General features: G+C 36.6%; 19 protein-coding genes. 16 read left to right on the forward strand and 3 right to left on the reverse strand.

What is annotated here, in order from left to right; translation table 11 throughout:
• Positions 1–2: 2 nt before the first annotated feature.
• From rodA to lysA, 12 genes are read left to right on the forward strand one after another with little or no spacing between them, the layout of a single operon-like run.
• Complete coding sequence (rodA, locus tag BN1208_RS06630) at positions 3–1,100, forward strand: rod shape-determining protein RodA (protein WP_046488965.1); 1,098 nt, start codon at positions 3–5, stop codon at positions 1,098–1,100.
• Complete coding sequence (locus BN1208_RS06635) at positions 1,100–2,005, forward strand: septal ring lytic transglycosylase RlpA family protein (RefSeq protein WP_046488967.1); 906 nt, start codon at positions 1,100–1,102, stop codon at positions 2,003–2,005. The genes rodA and BN1208_RS06635 overlap by 1 nt, the downstream gene beginning before the upstream one ends.
• Positions 2,006–2,284, forward strand: a complete 279-nt coding sequence (locus BN1208_RS06640; RefSeq protein WP_046488969.1) for an HP0495 family protein — start codon at positions 2,006–2,008, stop codon at positions 2,282–2,284.
• 4 nt (positions 2,285–2,288) lie between these two features.
• Positions 2,289–2,903 carry a lipoyl(octanoyl) transferase LipB gene (gene lipB / locus BN1208_RS06645; RefSeq protein WP_046488970.1) on the forward strand — a complete coding sequence of 205 codons (615 nt, stop codon included), beginning with the start codon at positions 2,289–2,291 and terminating at the stop codon, positions 2,901–2,903.
• Positions 2,900–3,853 (forward strand): lipoyl synthase, encoded by a 954-nt coding sequence (gene lipA / locus BN1208_RS06650; protein ID WP_046488972.1) that lies wholly within the window; start codon positions 2,900–2,902, stop codon positions 3,851–3,853. Before lipB ends, lipA begins: the two co-directional genes overlap by 4 nt.
• On the forward strand, positions 3,854–5,149 hold the full coding sequence (gshA, locus tag BN1208_RS06655) for a glutamate--cysteine ligase (RefSeq protein WP_046488974.1): 1,296 nt from the start codon (positions 3,854–3,856) through the stop codon (positions 5,147–5,149).
• Positions 5,149–6,072: a glutathione synthase gene (gshB, locus tag BN1208_RS06660; RefSeq protein WP_046488976.1), complete on the forward strand. Its 924-nt coding sequence runs from the start codon at positions 5,149–5,151 to the stop codon at positions 6,070–6,072. The genes gshA and gshB overlap by 1 nt, the downstream gene beginning before the upstream one ends.
• Positions 6,059–7,108: an FAD:protein FMN transferase gene (locus BN1208_RS06665; protein WP_052734665.1), complete on the forward strand. Its 1,050-nt coding sequence runs from the start codon at positions 6,059–6,061 to the stop codon at positions 7,106–7,108. The genes gshB and BN1208_RS06665 overlap by 14 nt, the downstream gene beginning before the upstream one ends.
• A complete protein-coding gene (locus BN1208_RS06670) occupies positions 7,092–7,466 on the forward strand; it encodes a NusG domain II-containing protein (protein ID WP_052734666.1) in 375 nt (124 codons plus the stop codon). Before BN1208_RS06665 ends, BN1208_RS06670 begins: the two co-directional genes overlap by 17 nt.
• Positions 7,447–7,968, forward strand: a complete 522-nt coding sequence (locus BN1208_RS06675) for a Gx transporter family protein (protein ID WP_046488980.1) — start codon at positions 7,447–7,449, stop codon at positions 7,966–7,968. Before BN1208_RS06670 ends, BN1208_RS06675 begins: the two co-directional genes overlap by 20 nt.
• A gap of 50 nt (positions 7,969–8,018) precedes the next feature.
• The gene (gene lptM, locus BN1208_RS07400; protein ID WP_223260026.1) at positions 8,019–8,147 is read left to right on the forward strand and encodes an LPS translocon maturation chaperone LptM; all 129 of its coding nucleotides are present in this window, start codon (positions 8,019–8,021) and stop codon (positions 8,145–8,147) included.
• A gap of 3 nt (positions 8,148–8,150) precedes the next feature.
• A complete protein-coding gene (lysA, locus tag BN1208_RS06680) occupies positions 8,151–9,407 on the forward strand; it encodes a diaminopimelate decarboxylase (protein ID WP_046488981.1) in 1,257 nt (418 codons plus the stop codon).
• Here the strand turns inward: lysA and purU are convergent.
• A complete protein-coding gene (gene purU, locus BN1208_RS06685) occupies positions 9,404–10,258 on the reverse strand; it encodes a formyltetrahydrofolate deformylase (protein ID WP_046488984.1) in 855 nt (284 codons plus the stop codon). The genes lysA and purU overlap by 4 nt on opposite strands.
• Before the next feature lie 97 nt (positions 10,259–10,355).
• Between purU and ispH the strand changes: the two genes are divergently transcribed.
• From ispH to BN1208_RS06705, 4 genes are read left to right on the forward strand one after another with little or no spacing between them, the layout of a single operon-like run.
• Positions 10,356–11,297, forward strand: a complete 942-nt coding sequence (ispH, locus tag BN1208_RS06690; RefSeq protein ID WP_046488986.1) for a 4-hydroxy-3-methylbut-2-enyl diphosphate reductase — start codon at positions 10,356–10,358, stop codon at positions 11,295–11,297.
• A 2-nt stretch (positions 11,298–11,299) separates the two neighbouring features.
• Positions 11,300–11,749, forward strand: a complete 450-nt coding sequence (nudB, locus tag BN1208_RS06695; RefSeq protein ID WP_046488988.1) for a dihydroneopterin triphosphate diphosphatase — start codon at positions 11,300–11,302, stop codon at positions 11,747–11,749.
• Positions 11,750–11,761: 12 nt separating this feature from the next.
• The gene (nadA, locus tag BN1208_RS06700) at positions 11,762–12,859 is read left to right on the forward strand and encodes a quinolinate synthase NadA (RefSeq protein ID WP_046488990.1); all 1,098 of its coding nucleotides are present in this window, start codon (positions 11,762–11,764) and stop codon (positions 12,857–12,859) included.
• Positions 12,860–13,276 (forward strand): HIT family protein, encoded by a 417-nt coding sequence (locus BN1208_RS06705; RefSeq protein WP_046488992.1) that lies wholly within the window; start codon positions 12,860–12,862, stop codon positions 13,274–13,276.
• Here BN1208_RS06705 and BN1208_RS06710 read toward each other — a convergent pair.
• Positions 13,265–13,573 (reverse strand): (2Fe-2S) ferredoxin domain-containing protein, encoded by a 309-nt coding sequence (locus tag BN1208_RS06710; RefSeq protein WP_046488994.1) that lies wholly within the window; start codon positions 13,571–13,573, stop codon positions 13,265–13,267. The genes BN1208_RS06705 and BN1208_RS06710 overlap by 12 nt on opposite strands.
• The gene (locus BN1208_RS06715) at positions 13,574–14,443 is read right to left on the reverse strand and encodes an energy transducer TonB (RefSeq protein ID WP_046488997.1); all 870 of its coding nucleotides are present in this window, start codon (positions 14,441–14,443) and stop codon (positions 13,574–13,576) included.
• Between the last annotated feature and the right edge of the window lies 1 nt (position 14,444).

Below are 14,444 nucleotides of genomic sequence, written 5' to 3' on the forward strand. Positions count from 1 at the left end.
TTATGTTAGAACGTTTATTTCTTGGCCTACAAAAAAATATTGATTCTACTTTAATGGTCTTTATTAGCTCGGCATTAGTGGTTGGTCTTTTTACACTTTATAGCGCTTCGGGGCGAAATATTATTTTGGTGCTTAATCAGCTTTTTTATATTGGGCTGGGTTTTATTTTGCTTTGGATCACAGCGAAAATTCATCCTAAATATTATGAGAAATTAGCGCTGCCTATTTATATCCTAGGTTTGTTGCTTCTTCTTGGAGTCATGTTTTTTGGGCAATCGAGTCATGGGGCTAAACGCTGGTTAAATGTAGGTTTATTTAAAATGCAGCCTTCTGAAATTATGCGTATTGCTGTGCCTATTGCTATGGCTTGGTATCTTTCTAAACGAGAAAGTAAACGTCACGCGATCGATTATGTTGTCGCCTCGCTCTTTTTTATTTTGCCCGTCATCCTGATTATCAATCAGCCTGATTTAGGAACAGGGCTCTTAATTGCCTCATCAGGTTTTTATATTCTTTTTTTAGCAGGCTTAAATTGGAAATTTATTGTAGGGGGTAGCATCGGTCTTTTTTCCTTAGCACCCATCATTTGGTCGCATTTACATGATTACCAAAAAAATCGAGTGCTCATTTTATTAGATCCAAGCCAAGACCCTTTAGGCTCAGGCTATCACACGATTCAATCTTCTATTGCAATGGGATCAGGCGGGCTTATTGGTAAAGGCTGGCTTAATGGCTCACAAGGCCAGCTTGATTTCTTACCTGAACGCACAACTGATTTTATTTTTGCAGTCTTTAGTGAGGAGTTTGGTCTTTTAGGAAATTTATTACTTTTAGGACTTTTTGCGCTCATAGTTGGTCGGAGCCTGATGATTGCTTCACAAGCCAAAAATACATTTACACGCCTTCTAGCCGCTAATATTGGGCTTACATTCTTTACCTATATCTTTATTAATATTGCGATGGTAAGTGGCATCATGCCTGTAGTTGGCGTGCCTTTACCTCTTATTAGTTTTGGTGGTACATCGATGACGATTATTTTAATTAGCTTTGGTATATTAATGAGTGTGCATACACATAAAGAACTTGTAGGGTCATCTTAATGTTGAGAGTCAGTTTTCTTGGTTTTCTGCTCCTTTCTGTCTTAACAGGTTGTGCAAGCGGTCCTTCTTCCAAAAAAGATAGTGTATCTGCGCCTGCAAAAAAAGGTGGGGGCTATTACCTCGATGACGGTCCAGGCGATCATCCTCCTGGAGATATGGATGCAATTCCCGATGCAATACCTAAAGTAGAGCCCTTTCATTCACGCGCGAATCAGTCTTATATTGCACTCGATACCAAGTATGTCCCAATGACTTCTTTCTATCCTTATAAAGAGCAAGGTGTCGCTTCGTGGTATGGCAAGCGCTATCACGGAAAAAAAACATCGATCGGTGAAGTCTATGACATGTATAGCATGACGGGCGCTCACACTAAACTTCCTATTCCCTGTTATGTGCGAGTGACAAACACTGAAAACAATAAAAGTGTTATTGTCAGAATTAATGATCGCGGTCCATTTAAAAAAAACCGTATCATCGATTTATCATATGCTGCAGCTTACAAATTAAGATTATCTGATAAGGGAAGTGGTCCAGTAGAAGTGGAGCTTATTGACCCAAGACAATTTAGTGCGCTCAAAAAAACAGCTGATGTCATTAGTGAAAAAATAAAAGAAAAAGATGAGTTACCAACTCAAGCGAAGCTAGCTGAAGTCGTAATATCAAACGAGCATCTTTATATTCAAGCAGGGGCTTTTAAAAATGAAAAGAATGCAGACCTTTTATTAAAACAACTGTCAGACATGGGACTAGAAAATTCGCCATCATTTAAAAAACAATTTTCAGAGGATTTATTCCATGTGGTGATTGGCCCTTTTAATTCGAAAGATGAAGCAAATAACATCGCAAATCTTATTAAATCAAAAATAAAAATTAGTATTTTTGTAGTCACTAAAGAAAAAAATTAAATGTCCGATCATAATATGCCTCCAGAAACCCTGATTGAGTTTCCATGTCATTTTCCGATTAAAGTGATGGGCGAAGTCCATGATGAATTTACATCTACCGTTATTGAAATCATTAAACATAAAAACGATAGTTTTGATCCGAGTACAATCGAGATGAAAGGAAGTCGTGAAGGTCGTTATATCAGTCTTACATGCTTTGTTTATGTCACAAGTAAGCCAGAATTAGATGACATCTATCGATCGCTTTCAACGCACCCGATGATTAAAGTCGTTCTATAAATTTATGTCAATCGATGTGAAATATCTCGGTATCACACCTTACGAATCTACATGGAATAAAATGAAAGTTTTTACTTCCAACAGAGCTGCCTCTACGCAAGATGAAATATGGATTACAGAACATGAGGCTATTTATACAGTAGGTTTAAATCGAAAAGATTTTAACAAACCCTTAAGAACTGATATTGCAGTTCTCCCTGTTGATCGAGGTGGAAAAATTACTTATCACGGCAGAGGTCAGCTCATTATCTACCCCCTTATCGATCTTGAACGTTACCAACTCACAATCAGAACCTTTGTGACTTTAATCGAAAAAAGTATTGTGAGTTTTTTATCCCGTCGCGATATCAAAGCCAGTGCTAAAATAGAAGCTCCTGGAGTCTATATTGAAAATAAAAAAATTGCCTCATTGGGATTGCGTATCAAAAATCATGCTTCATATCATGGTTTGAGCATGAATATTGATATGGATTTGTCGCCTTTTGAAGCGATTGATCCTTGTGGTTTTAAAAACTTACAAATGACACAATTAAAAACATTTACAAATGATGTATCGGTTGAAGCGATAGGTTTCGAAATTGCGAACGATATTAAACATCAGCTACTCAATTTAAAATGATAAAACCTCATACTTCAAAACCCATAGGTGTCAAAGAAATTAATTTTGAGAAAACGTCTAAAAACCCTATCAAAATTATTGAAGCTCCTCTCAAAGCCAAACCGCATTGGATCAAAATGCAGCTGCCTCAAAGTCAGCGATTTAATGAAATTAAATCAATTTTAAGAAAAAATAATCTTCATAGCGTATGCGAAGAAGCCAGTTGCCCCAATATCGGCGAATGCTTTAGTCAAGGTACTGCTACATTTATGATTCTCGGCGATCTTTGCACAAGACGCTGCCCATTTTGTGATGTCGGCCATGGAAGACCATTGCCACCTGATCCGGATGAGCCCAAAAAATTAGCCCAAACCATTCAAGAGCTCAATTTGAAATATGTAGTGATTACCAGTGTAGATCGTGATGATTTACGAGATGGCGGAGCACAACATTTTGTCGATTGCATTAAAGAGATTCGTAGCATTTCTCCCAACACTAAAATAGAAATTTTAGTACCTGACTTTCGAGGCCGCCTTGATAAAGCGCTTGATATTTTAAGCTTGATGCCACCTGATGTGTTTAATCACAACCTTGAGACCATTCCACGGCTGTATAAAAAAGCACGCCCAGGCTCAGATTATCAGCACTCACTTAATTTGCTATTAAATTTTAAAATAAAGTTTCCTGACATACCAACGAAGTCAGGTCTTATGCTAGGGCTGGGTGAAACAAATACTGAAATCATTGAAGTGATGAAGGATTTGCGAGCTCACAAAGTTGAAATGCTAACCCTTGGGCAATATTTACAACCAAGCGTTCATCATCTGCCTGTTGATCGTTACGTCGATCCAAAAGAATTTGATGCTTTAAAAGAAGAAGCGGAACGCATGGTATTTTTATCGGTAGCAAGTGCCCCTATGGTGAGAAGTAGCTATCACGCAGATCTGCAAGCGCATGAGGCCCACAACTAAATGGTTCCTCATTTAAAAACCGCACTCACAGGACCACTTCTTTCATTAGAAAAACATCTCATTCATGAAATGGCAAACATTGAACATTGGTTTCGCATTCAATGGTTAGAGCACGCAGCTCCCTTTTATGCATCTATTGACTTAAGAAATGCAGGATTTAAATTAGCGCCTGTGGACACTAATCTTTTCCCAGGGGGTTTTAATAATTTAAATCCAGATTTTTTATCACTTTCTGTTCAAGCAGCGATGGTGGCAATTGAAAAAGTATGCCCTGAAGCTCATCGCCTTTTAATTATTCCTGAAAATCACACACGCAATATTTATTATTTAAAAAATTTATTTGAATTACAAAATATATTAAGAAAATCAGGTCTTGATGTACGCATTGGTAGTCTAGATACAACAATTTCTGAACCAACAACAATTGCAGTTGAAAATAATAGGTCTTTACTTATTGAGCCTTTAAAACGCATCAAAAATAGGCTAGTACTTGAAAATAAGACGCTCGGTAATTTCGATGCATGTGCCATATTATTAAATAATGATTTGTCTGCCGGTATTCCTGATGTATTAAAAAATATTGAACAAAATTTAATACCCCCTCTTCATGCAGGATGGTCATCACGCAGAAAATCTCAGCATTTTAAAGCTTACGATGAGGTCGTGAAATCATTTGCTGAATTTATTAAGGTAGATCCCTGGCTCATAAACCCTTATTTTGATCAAGCAAGTGGTATTGATTTTCATGCAAGACAAGGCGAAGATGAGCTTGCGATAAAAGTAGAGCAAATTTTAAATAAAATACAATCAAAATATAAAGAATACAAAATTGAGCATGAGCCATTTGTGATTGTTAAGGCGGATGCTGGCACTTATGGTATGGGCATCATGACAGTGAAACATGGGGACGAATTAAGAAATTTAAATCGAAAATCCCGTAATAAAATGTCTGTTGTGAAAGAGGGCTTGGAAGTTTCAGAAGTGATTATTCAAGAAGGCGTCTATTCTGAAGAATGTATTAACGAAGCTGTCGCAGAGCCTGTCGTCTATATGATAGACCATTTTGTTATTGGTGGTTTTTATCGTGTGCATACCACACGAGGCAAAGATGAAAATCTTAATGCACCTGGTATGCATTTCGTCCCTTTAGCCTTTGAAACTTCGTGCTCGACGCCTGAGATAGATGAGTCGCCCCTTTCAACGCCCAATCGATTTTATGCTTATGGTGTAATCGCAAGATTAGCGCTTCTTGCAGCGTCCATTGAACTCGAAACTCATGATCCAATAAATCAGTAATGTTGCCTATTCTCTTTATCATCGACCCACCACAGTCTCTTCATTTAAAGAAGGATTCAACCTTTGCCTTAATGAAAGAGGCTGTTAAACAAAATCATGAAGTTTATTTTTGTTTGCAACATGACTTATATATTGATGCCAACCAATTATTCTGTAGAACGCATCACTTTGATGTAAATATTTTTCCGAATCATGCAAAAACTTATGAAACTCATCCTGTTTCATTTTTTAATGCGCTCTTTATGAGAAAAGATCCGCCAGTTGACCAGGCTTATCTTCATACGACTTTCTTGTTAGATATTGCTAAAAAATCAAATGTGAAGGTATTTAATAACCCTTCTTCTATTAGAAGTTGGAATGAAAAAATATCTATACTCCAGTTTGGTGATCTCATACCTAAAACTTTAGTCACAGCCAATTCAGAGATTGTGAAGCAGTTTTTTAAAGATCATGGCGATATCATTTTAAAACCCCTTGACGGCATGGGTGGCAAAAATATTTTCCGCGTCAGTGAGTTTGAAAAAAATCTTAATGTAATTTTAGAAATCATGACCAACCATGGCCATCAAATGATTATGGCCCAGCAATATATTCCAGAAATTAAATTAGGTGATAAACGTATCGTCATTATTGAAGGAAAACCTTTCCCTTATGCATTGGCTCGAATTCCTATGGAAGGCGAAACACGCGGTAATTTAGCATCAGGGGGCCAAGGCGTCGCACAAGCTTTATCAAAAAGAGATGAAGAAATTGCCATGATTGTAGGTAAAAAACTATTAAGCGAGGGGCTTCATTTTGTGGGGATTGATGTTATTGGTGATTTTTTAACAGAAATCAATGTAACAAGCCCTACCGGTATTGTGGAACTTTTTGAACAGACAAAACAAAATCCTGCAGAACTTATTATTAATGCGCTTCATTAAGTTTTTTTTTATAGTTTTAGGCTTTTCTTTTCTTCAGTCTTGTTCTAATCCATCCTTATACCAATCTAAACATTATGTATTTGGAACCATTGTAGACATTTCTATTTACGGTGAAGATGAAAAAAAAGCAGAAAAAGTCACCAAAGCTGTTCTTGAGGAATTTACAAGGCTTCATAACTCTCTTCATGCTTGGGAAAAAAGTGATCTTACTGATCTCAACGAGTCTATCTCAAAAAATAAGCCTTACAAAAATGCCTCTTCAGAACTTATTGAAATCATCAAAAATGCGAGAGAACTAGAAAGGGCTTCAAACCATCTCTTTAATCCAGCCATAGGTGAGCTCATCAATTATTGGGGATTTCATCAAAATGAATTTAATTCAATGCATCCTAATCAATTGAAAATAAAAAACCTTGTTGCAAGAGGTCCCTCGCTAGACCAACTTCACATTTCAGGATCAACCATTAAGAGCACAAATCCTCACGTAAAAATTGATCTTGGTGGATATGCAAAAGGATATGCGCTTGACCAAGCAAGTAAAATTATTCATGAGCATCATATTAAAAATGCGCTTATAAATATTGGTGGCAATATTATGGCAATTGGCCAACATGGTAATAAACCTTGGCGTGTTGGCATTCAAGACCCTAGAGGCGCGCAAGCGATTGCAAAAGTTGATTTACTTGACGGGTGGGCTATCGGGACATCAGGCGACTATCAACGGTATTTTATAAATGATGGCAAACGCTATTGTCACCTTATCCACCCATTTACAGGGTACCCGGTCCAAGGTGTTTATTCTGCGACAGTCCTGATAGAGCCCTCTCAAAATGCTGGTACTTTATCGGATGTATTATCTAAACCACTATTTATCAGTAAAAAAGAAGATAGAAAAGATATAGCAAAAAAACTTCGAATCTATCACTACTTAATTATTGAAGATAAACACATATCAATGACAAAGGCGATGGCAGATAAAATTCAATTCTTAAATCCCAATACTCAAAAAAATAATCAAATTGAAATTACGCTCTAAATTTTTTCTTGGCGATAGTCTTGTTATTTTAGTAAGTCTTGTCTTTATTATTTTTGCATTTAAGACTTTCTGGCATTTTGAAACAGGCAGTGTTGTGCAAGTGAACTTTCAAGGGAAAACATATGGAAACTTCAGTCTATTTCAAGATAAAAAAATTAGCCTAGCAGGTAGGGAAGGTGAAAGCATGATTGAAATTAAAAATGGTCAGGCTCGCTTTAAGTCTGCTCCATGTAAAAATCAATATTGTGTTCAACAAGGCTGGATTCGTTTCACAGGACAAATACTGATTTGTATCCCGAATGAAATAAGCATTGAAATTTTAGGCAAAACGAAAGCTTATGACTCGCTCAATTATTAAAATTAAAACGACTTTGCTTGATCATCAAATTGCTCAACTAAGTGCGATTGCCATTGGTCTTAGCCTGATTGAATCGGTATTGCCATCCCCCATGCCAGGTGTAAAGCCAGGCATAGCTAATATCATCACGCTTTATGCCTTATATCGTTTTAGTTTTAAAACAGCGATGTGGGTCAGTATCATAAGAGTCTTTGCAACAAGTCTCATATTAGGACAGTTTTTAAGTCCTACCTTTATGTTGAGCCTAACTGGATCAATCCTTAGTCTTTTGACTTTATATTTTGGTATTAAATTACCCTCTAAAATTTTCAGTCCCCTAAGCCTTTCCATTCTCTCTTCTTTTGCTCACATTGCAGGTCAGCTTATTCTTGTTCGTTTATGGCTTATCCCCCATGCCAGCATCTATTATTTGATCCCTATTTATAGTGCAGCTGCACTTTTATTTGGATTCATCAATGGATGGATTACATGCCACTTACTTAAACAGCACAATTCCATATAACACATCTAGAAAATGCTAAAATAAACAAAGTCAAAAAAGGTATAGTCATCATGAAAAAATATCTATGTATTTATATAAGCATCTTCATGCTTCTAAACTTAGTCGGATGTGGCACCAAAGGAGGTTTATATATTCCTGAGAAAAAATATCCGCAAGATACAGCGCCTGAGAAAAAATAAATAATGGGCCAAACGTCATTCATTCATCCTGCCCAAGGTGTCCTTTTTGCAGAGGGCATTTCACTTGAAGCCATTGCGAAAGAATTTGGTACGCCCACTTATGTTTATTCCAAAAATACGCTGATTCAAACTTTTGAGTCTTTTAAAAAAGGCCTTCTCAAGACGGATCATCTTATATGTTTTGCAGTGAAAGCTAACTCTAATATCGCGATTCTTAATCTCTTTGCAAGCTTAGGTGCAGGCTTTGATATTGTGTCGGGCGGTGAACTTGAGCGCGTCATTTATGCTGGTGGTGATCCACAAAAAATTGTTTTCTCAGGTGTAGGCAAAACTGAATCTGAAATTGTTGCCGCTTTAAAAGCGAATATATTATGTTTCAATGTGGAATCTAGAAGCGAACTTATTCGCATTCAAGAAGTTGCAGAGAAAATAAATATCAGGGCATCTATCTCTATTCGTGTCAATCCGGATGTGGATGCCAAAACTCACCCTTACATTTCAACAGGATTAAAAGACAACAAATTTGGTGTCGATTTTAATCAAGCGCTTTCACTCTATCTTGATGCAAAAAGTATGAGTTATATTGATATTAAAGGCATTGATTGTCATATTGGCTCACAGATTATAGAACTTAACCCTTTTATAGATGCACTGGATCGCGTACTTTCTCTTGTAGATCAACTTAAAAAAAATAATATTCATTTAAGTCATATTGATATTGGCGGCGGTATTGGGATTTGTTACCAAGATGAATCTCCTCCTGACTTTGAAATTTATATAAAAGAAATCTTAAATAAGATTAAAGACCTTAATGTCAAAATTATTTTCGAACCTGGTCGAGCGCTTGTGGGTAACGCAGGTGTACTTTTATCTAAAGTAGAATATTTAAAACAAAATGATATCAAACACTTTGCCATCATTGACGCTGCCATGAATGATCTCATGAGGCCTACTTTATATGACGCTTATCATGCAATTAAATTGGTTCGCGAACATGATGCGAAACCTCAATTGTTTGATGTTGTAGGTCCAGTTTGTGAAAGTGGTGACTTTATTGCAAAAAATCGATCTTTGACATTAAAAGAAAATGATCTTATTTGTATAATGTCGGCTGGAGCTTATGGCATGAGTATGAGTTCAAATTACAATTCACGTGGGCGCGCAGCGGAAGTCATGGTAGATCAAGATAAGCTTTATGAAATTAGAACACGTGAAAAATCGAGCGACTTATTTAAGCTCGAAAAGAAGCTACCGCTTTAATCAAAAATAACAGTTTTGTTCCCGTAAATAAGAATACGATTCTCTATATGCCAACGCACTGCTTTATATAAAACGATACGCTCTAAATCTCTGCCTTTTTGAATGAGATCTTCTACTTGGTCGCGATGTGAGATGCGATCGATATCTTGCTCAATGATCGGTCCCTCATCTAAGACTTCGGTCACATAGTGACTCGTGGCCCCAATTAATTTAACCCCCCGCTCAAAAGCTCGATGATAAGGTTTGGCACCAATAAAAGCAGGTAAGAAAGAATGGTGAATGTTAATCACGCATTGTGGGTAACGTTTTACAAAATCTTCACTTAAGATTTGCATATAACGAGCAAGGACTATGAAGTCGACTTGATATTCATCAAATAATGCAAATTGCTCCGCTTCAGCTTCTTTCTTTTTATCTTTTTCAAAAGGGATATGAAAAAAGGGAATGTCATAAAATTCAGCGAGCTTTTGTGCATTTAAATGATTACTAATAATGAGGGGGATATCACATTGAAGCTCATTATTTTTATAGCGATGAAGTAAGTCTGCTAAACAATGATCGTATTGTGACACCATAATCGCCATGCGCGGTTTGTCTGCGGATAGCTTTAATTCCCATGTCATTTTATAAGTTTTAGCGATAACCTCAAAAGCTTGCGCAAAAGAGGCTTCATCTAGAGAAAAATCTTTTAAATCCCATTCAACCCGCATAAGGAAAAGACTATTTTCAGCATCTTGATGTTGGTCAGCATGCAAAATATTTGCATTATGTTGATATAAAAAATCTGCGATAGCTGCCACAATACCTTTAGCATCTGGGCAAGTAATTAATAAGGTCGCTGAATTTTTCATAGGATTATGTGTCTATTTTGAATAAAACGAATTATACATGGACAATCAGGAATAAAATAATAGGCCGTCACTATCAAAACCCCTAAAATATAAACCTATGACAGATAAAATTAATATTCTTTTAGCTAACCCCCGTGGCTTTTGTGCGGGTGTTGAACGTGCCATACAAATCGTAGAAGAAGCGCTTATACAATATGGGAAGCCTATCTATGTGAGGCACGAGGTCGTTCATAATCAATATGTCATCAATGATTTGAAAATAAAGGGTGCTATTTTTGTAGAAGATATTAATGATGTACCGAAGGGTGCACATGTGATTTTTAGTGCGCATGGTATTTCAAAGGTCATTCGCGAGGAAGCGAAGTTACGTGAACTAATTCCTATCGATGCGACCTGCCCATTAGTTACTAAAGTCCATGTAGAAGTAAACAAAATGCTTAATCAAGGTATGGATATTATTATGGTTGGGCACGAAGGCCATCCTGAAGTGGAAGGTACGATGGGTCAAGTCGAAAAACATCAAGCAAACCGAAAAATGTATTTAATCGAAACCATTGAAGATGTCTCGAGTTTGATTGTTGATCGTCCCGATAAACTGGCCTATGTCACTCAAACTACACTTTCAATTGACGATACAAAAATAATAATCGACGCATTAAAAATCAAATACCCAAATATTCAGGGACCTAAAAGTGATGACATTTGTTATGCCACACAGAATAGGCAAGATGCAGTCAAGAAAATAAGTGGCCTTTGCGATCTTATTATTATTGTAGGCTCCAATAATAGTTCTAATTCAAGTCGCCTTAAAGAGTTGGCCCAAAGAGAAGGGGTAGAATCTTATCTGATTGATCATGAAGATTCACTTCAATCATCTTGGCTTCTCAATAAAAAAAATATTGGTATTTCTGCTGGGGCTTCCGCACCTGAGGAAAGCGTTAAAAATATTGTAAATAAAATTGAAAAACTTACAAAAGCATCTATTACTGAACTTTCAGGTATTGAAGAAAATATTATTTTTAAATTGCCTAAGATTTAAACATGTCTTTCAAAAAACCTATTTCATCTCTTGTGCTAATTTATACAGAGGATTTTAAAGTACTTCTTATGGAGCGCGCTGACAAGAGAGCCTTCTGGCAATCTGTGACAGGAAGTTTGGAAGAAAATGAAACACCAATAGAGGCTGCAGCAAGAGAGGTTTTTGAAGAAACTGGTGTCAATACAAATCAATACTTGCTCGAAGATTGGCACCTATCTCACGTCTATGAAATTTATGCCCATTGGCGATATCGTTATGCCCCAGATATCACGCACAATACAGAACATATTTTTGGTCTTAAACTTCCATCTGTCATTCCAATTAAACTATCAGAGCATGAGCATGTTCAATACCTATGGGTAGATTGGAAAGAAGCTATGGATAAAGTTTTCTCTTGGACTAATGTTGAGGCCATTAAAAAATTAGCCGAAATTCATCAACTAAAACTGTAAAATAGATGGCCTATGCAACTTGCTCAAATAAAATTTAATACGTTTGAATCTATCAGCGATGAAGATTGCCAACAAAGAATTATTACAGCTAAAAATAAACTTGGCAAAAATTTAGTTATTTTAGGTCATCACTATCAGCATGAGTCTGTTTATAGACATGCAGACTATACGGGTGACTCCCTTAAACTTTCTCGTGTTGTTGAGTCGCTTGACGCTAAATATATTGTGTTTTTAGGTGTGCACTTTATGGCAGAAGTCGCTAATATTTTATCAAGACCTGACCAATTGACGATTCTTCCAGACTTAGCTGCAGGTTGCTCAATGGCAGACATGGCAAATTTAAGCAAAGTAGAAAGAAGCTACCGAGAGCTTTCAAAAGTACTTTCATTTGACGAGGTTGTCACTCCTGTCACTTATATTAATTCTGCAGCCGACCTTAAAGCTTTTTGTGGTGAACATGGGGGTATCGTTTGTACTTCAACGAATGCAACAAAAATTATTGAATGGTCATTTAAACAACGTGCAAAAGTTTTATTTTTTCCAGATCAAAATCTAGGTCGTTGGAGTGGTCACAAAATGGGTATCCCCTTAGATGAGATGCCTGTATGGGATCCAGATCTCCCACTTGGAGGTCTCACTGAGGCAGAGATTAAAAAAGCTAAGATCTTTTTATGGAAAGGTCATTGTGCAGTGCATCAAATGTTTCGCCTTCAAAACATTGAGCGCTTTAGACAAGAGCATCCGGATGGCAAAGTAATCTCTCACCCTGAATGCCCCTTTGAAGTTTGTGCTCATTCGGATTATGTGGGATCGACTGAATATATTTTAAAAACTGTCACAGAGTCTCCTAAGGGTACTAAATGGTTGGTAGGTACTGAACTTAATTTAGTCAATCGCCTTGCAAATCAAATGAAAGCTGAAGACAAACTTGTGCAATTCATGTCGCATGTCATTTGTGAATGTTCAACTATGGCGCGAATTGACCCTCAACATCTTGCATGGTGTTTAGAAAATATTGTAAATAATGAGCCGGTTAATATTATTAAGGTGCCTGAAGATGAGGCGAAGTTAGCTAAACTTACCCTCGATCGTATGCTTCAGGTGTCATAAATGACCTCATGTACGATTTGTAATCTTATTGAGGGTGAAATCATCTGGAGCGACAACATCATTCGCGTTGTTCTTTTAGACCATCAAGATTACAGAGGTTACTGTCGTGTTGAATTGATTAGTCATACAAAAGAAATGACAGATTTGGATGAGGCGCTTCAATTTAAAGTCATGCGCTGCGTATTTAAAGTAGAAGAGGTTTTAAAAAAAATCTTTAGCCCTGAAAAAATTAACTTAGCAAGCTTAGGCAATAAAACGCCCCACATTCACTGGCATGTTATTCCTCGATTTAAAGAGGACCCGCACTTTCCAAATTCACATTGGGGAGAAAAGTTAAGAGAAGGCATGCATCAAGCTATATCAACAAAAGAAAAAAAAGACTTGATTCAATTATTAAGCCAATCCTTAGGCCAATAAGCGCGTTACTATTTTCCCTTGCTGAATGTGGCTTTTGATAATTTCGTCGATATCTTCCTCATCTATAAAGCGATACCAAGTAGCTTCCGGGTAAATTACAAGCAAAGGTCCTTCACCACATCTATCAAAACAGCCTGCTCGATTAATTCTCACTTTTGATTCACCATTAAGATCAAACGATTTAATTTTTGCTTTCATATACATGAACATATTTTCAGCCCCTTTGTCAGAGCAACACGCCTCACCATCCTCGCGCTGATTTAGACAAAAGAAAATATGATATTTGTAATAATTCATTTATTGGGATGACAAATGTTCATCTTTCGTGAAAGTCCATGTTCTTGTAATGCTAAGTATATCAACTTCTTTTCGAATATCTTCAGGAAATGTTGCATAGGGAGCACCTAGTTCCACAATTTTTTTAGCGGCTTCATCTAGAATTTTAAATCCTGAACTTTGATTAATCTCAATATTATCAATTCTTCCATCAGGCTTTAAAGAAACCGTCATCCTTAGTTGGCCTGAAAATTTCTTTTCACGAGCCTCTTCTGGATAATTCATATTACCTAAAGTTTCTACTTTTTGCCTCCATGCTTCGGCATAAAGCGCATATTTATATTCTTTGGTACGAGCACCAATATATTTTCGTCTAGGTTGTTTTTCAAAATTAGAGATTTGATTTGAAAGTGCTGCATCTGATGCACTAATTTCACTCGCACTTGCTAGAACATCTTCCTTGCTAATTGATTTATTGATAACTTTTGACTCTTTAGGCTGCTGAACTGCTTTAGGCTCATTCAATACTTGAACGTCTTTTTTTACAATTTTTTCTTGTGACAAACTTGAAGCTCTTCCTTCAACTGCTTGATTGCCACGATTATTTAACTGAAAAGTATTTTTATTTTCAGTGACAGTTGGTAGTGGTGTTTTTTTATGAATATCTTTTTCTGTGTTACCCCCCTTATCAGAATTACTTTGCGCTAGAACATCTGCATCTGTTTGATAGTTATCTTTAGAGTTTGTTAAAATAACTTCAATCTGAGAAAACTTATTTTGAAATGGTTTTATAGGCTTAAAATGTATGAGTTGGATCGCAAGGAAATGGAGCATAAAGGATAAAAGAATTGAAAGCTTAAGAATATTATTCTTATAGATACTTTCATCCATA

Origin of the sequence: Candidatus Methylopumilus planktonicus, from assembly GCF_000981505.1 — a bacterium.
In the GTDB taxonomy this organism is placed as follows: domain Bacteria; phylum Pseudomonadota; class Gammaproteobacteria; order Burkholderiales; family Methylophilaceae; genus Methylopumilus; species Methylopumilus planktonicus.

Coding starts and splice junctions, on each gene's coding strand:
- BN1208_RS06715 (WP_046488997.1), bottom strand. CDS start 14,443: ATGGATGAAAGTATCTATAAGAATAATATTCTTAAGCTTTCAATTCTT.
- nadA (WP_046488990.1), top strand. CDS start 11,762: ATGCAACTTGCTCAAATAAAATTTAATACGTTTGAATCTATCAGCGAT.
- BN1208_RS06665 (WP_052734665.1), top strand. CDS start 6,059: ATGCGCTTCATTAAGTTTTTTTTTATAGTTTTAGGCTTTTCTTTTCTT.
- lysA (WP_046488981.1), top strand. CDS start 8,151: ATGGGCCAAACGTCATTCATTCATCCTGCCCAAGGTGTCCTTTTTGCA.
- lptM (WP_223260026.1), top strand. CDS start 8,019: ATGAAAAAATATCTATGTATTTATATAAGCATCTTCATGCTTCTAAAC.
- lipB (WP_046488970.1), top strand. CDS start 2,289: ATGTCAATCGATGTGAAATATCTCGGTATCACACCTTACGAATCTACA.
- rodA (WP_046488965.1), top strand. CDS start 3: ATGTTAGAACGTTTATTTCTTGGCCTACAAAAAAATATTGATTCTACT.
- BN1208_RS06710 (WP_046488994.1), bottom strand. CDS start 13,573: ATGAATTATTACAAATATCATATTTTCTTTTGTCTAAATCAGCGCGAG.
- lipA (WP_046488972.1), top strand. CDS start 2,900: ATGATAAAACCTCATACTTCAAAACCCATAGGTGTCAAAGAAATTAAT.
- BN1208_RS06640 (WP_046488969.1), top strand. CDS start 2,006: ATGTCCGATCATAATATGCCTCCAGAAACCCTGATTGAGTTTCCATGT.
- BN1208_RS06675 (WP_046488980.1), top strand. CDS start 7,447: ATGACTCGCTCAATTATTAAAATTAAAACGACTTTGCTTGATCATCAA.
- ispH (WP_046488986.1), top strand. CDS start 10,356: ATGACAGATAAAATTAATATTCTTTTAGCTAACCCCCGTGGCTTTTGT.
- BN1208_RS06635 (WP_046488967.1), top strand. CDS start 1,100: ATGTTGAGAGTCAGTTTTCTTGGTTTTCTGCTCCTTTCTGTCTTAACA.
- gshB (WP_046488976.1), top strand. CDS start 5,149: ATGTTGCCTATTCTCTTTATCATCGACCCACCACAGTCTCTTCATTTA.
- nudB (WP_046488988.1), top strand. CDS start 11,300: ATGTCTTTCAAAAAACCTATTTCATCTCTTGTGCTAATTTATACAGAG.
- BN1208_RS06705 (WP_046488992.1), top strand. CDS start 12,860: ATGACCTCATGTACGATTTGTAATCTTATTGAGGGTGAAATCATCTGG.
- purU (WP_046488984.1), bottom strand. CDS start 10,258: ATGAAAAATTCAGCGACCTTATTAATTACTTGCCCAGATGCTAAAGGT.
- gshA (WP_046488974.1), top strand. CDS start 3,854: ATGGTTCCTCATTTAAAAACCGCACTCACAGGACCACTTCTTTCATTA.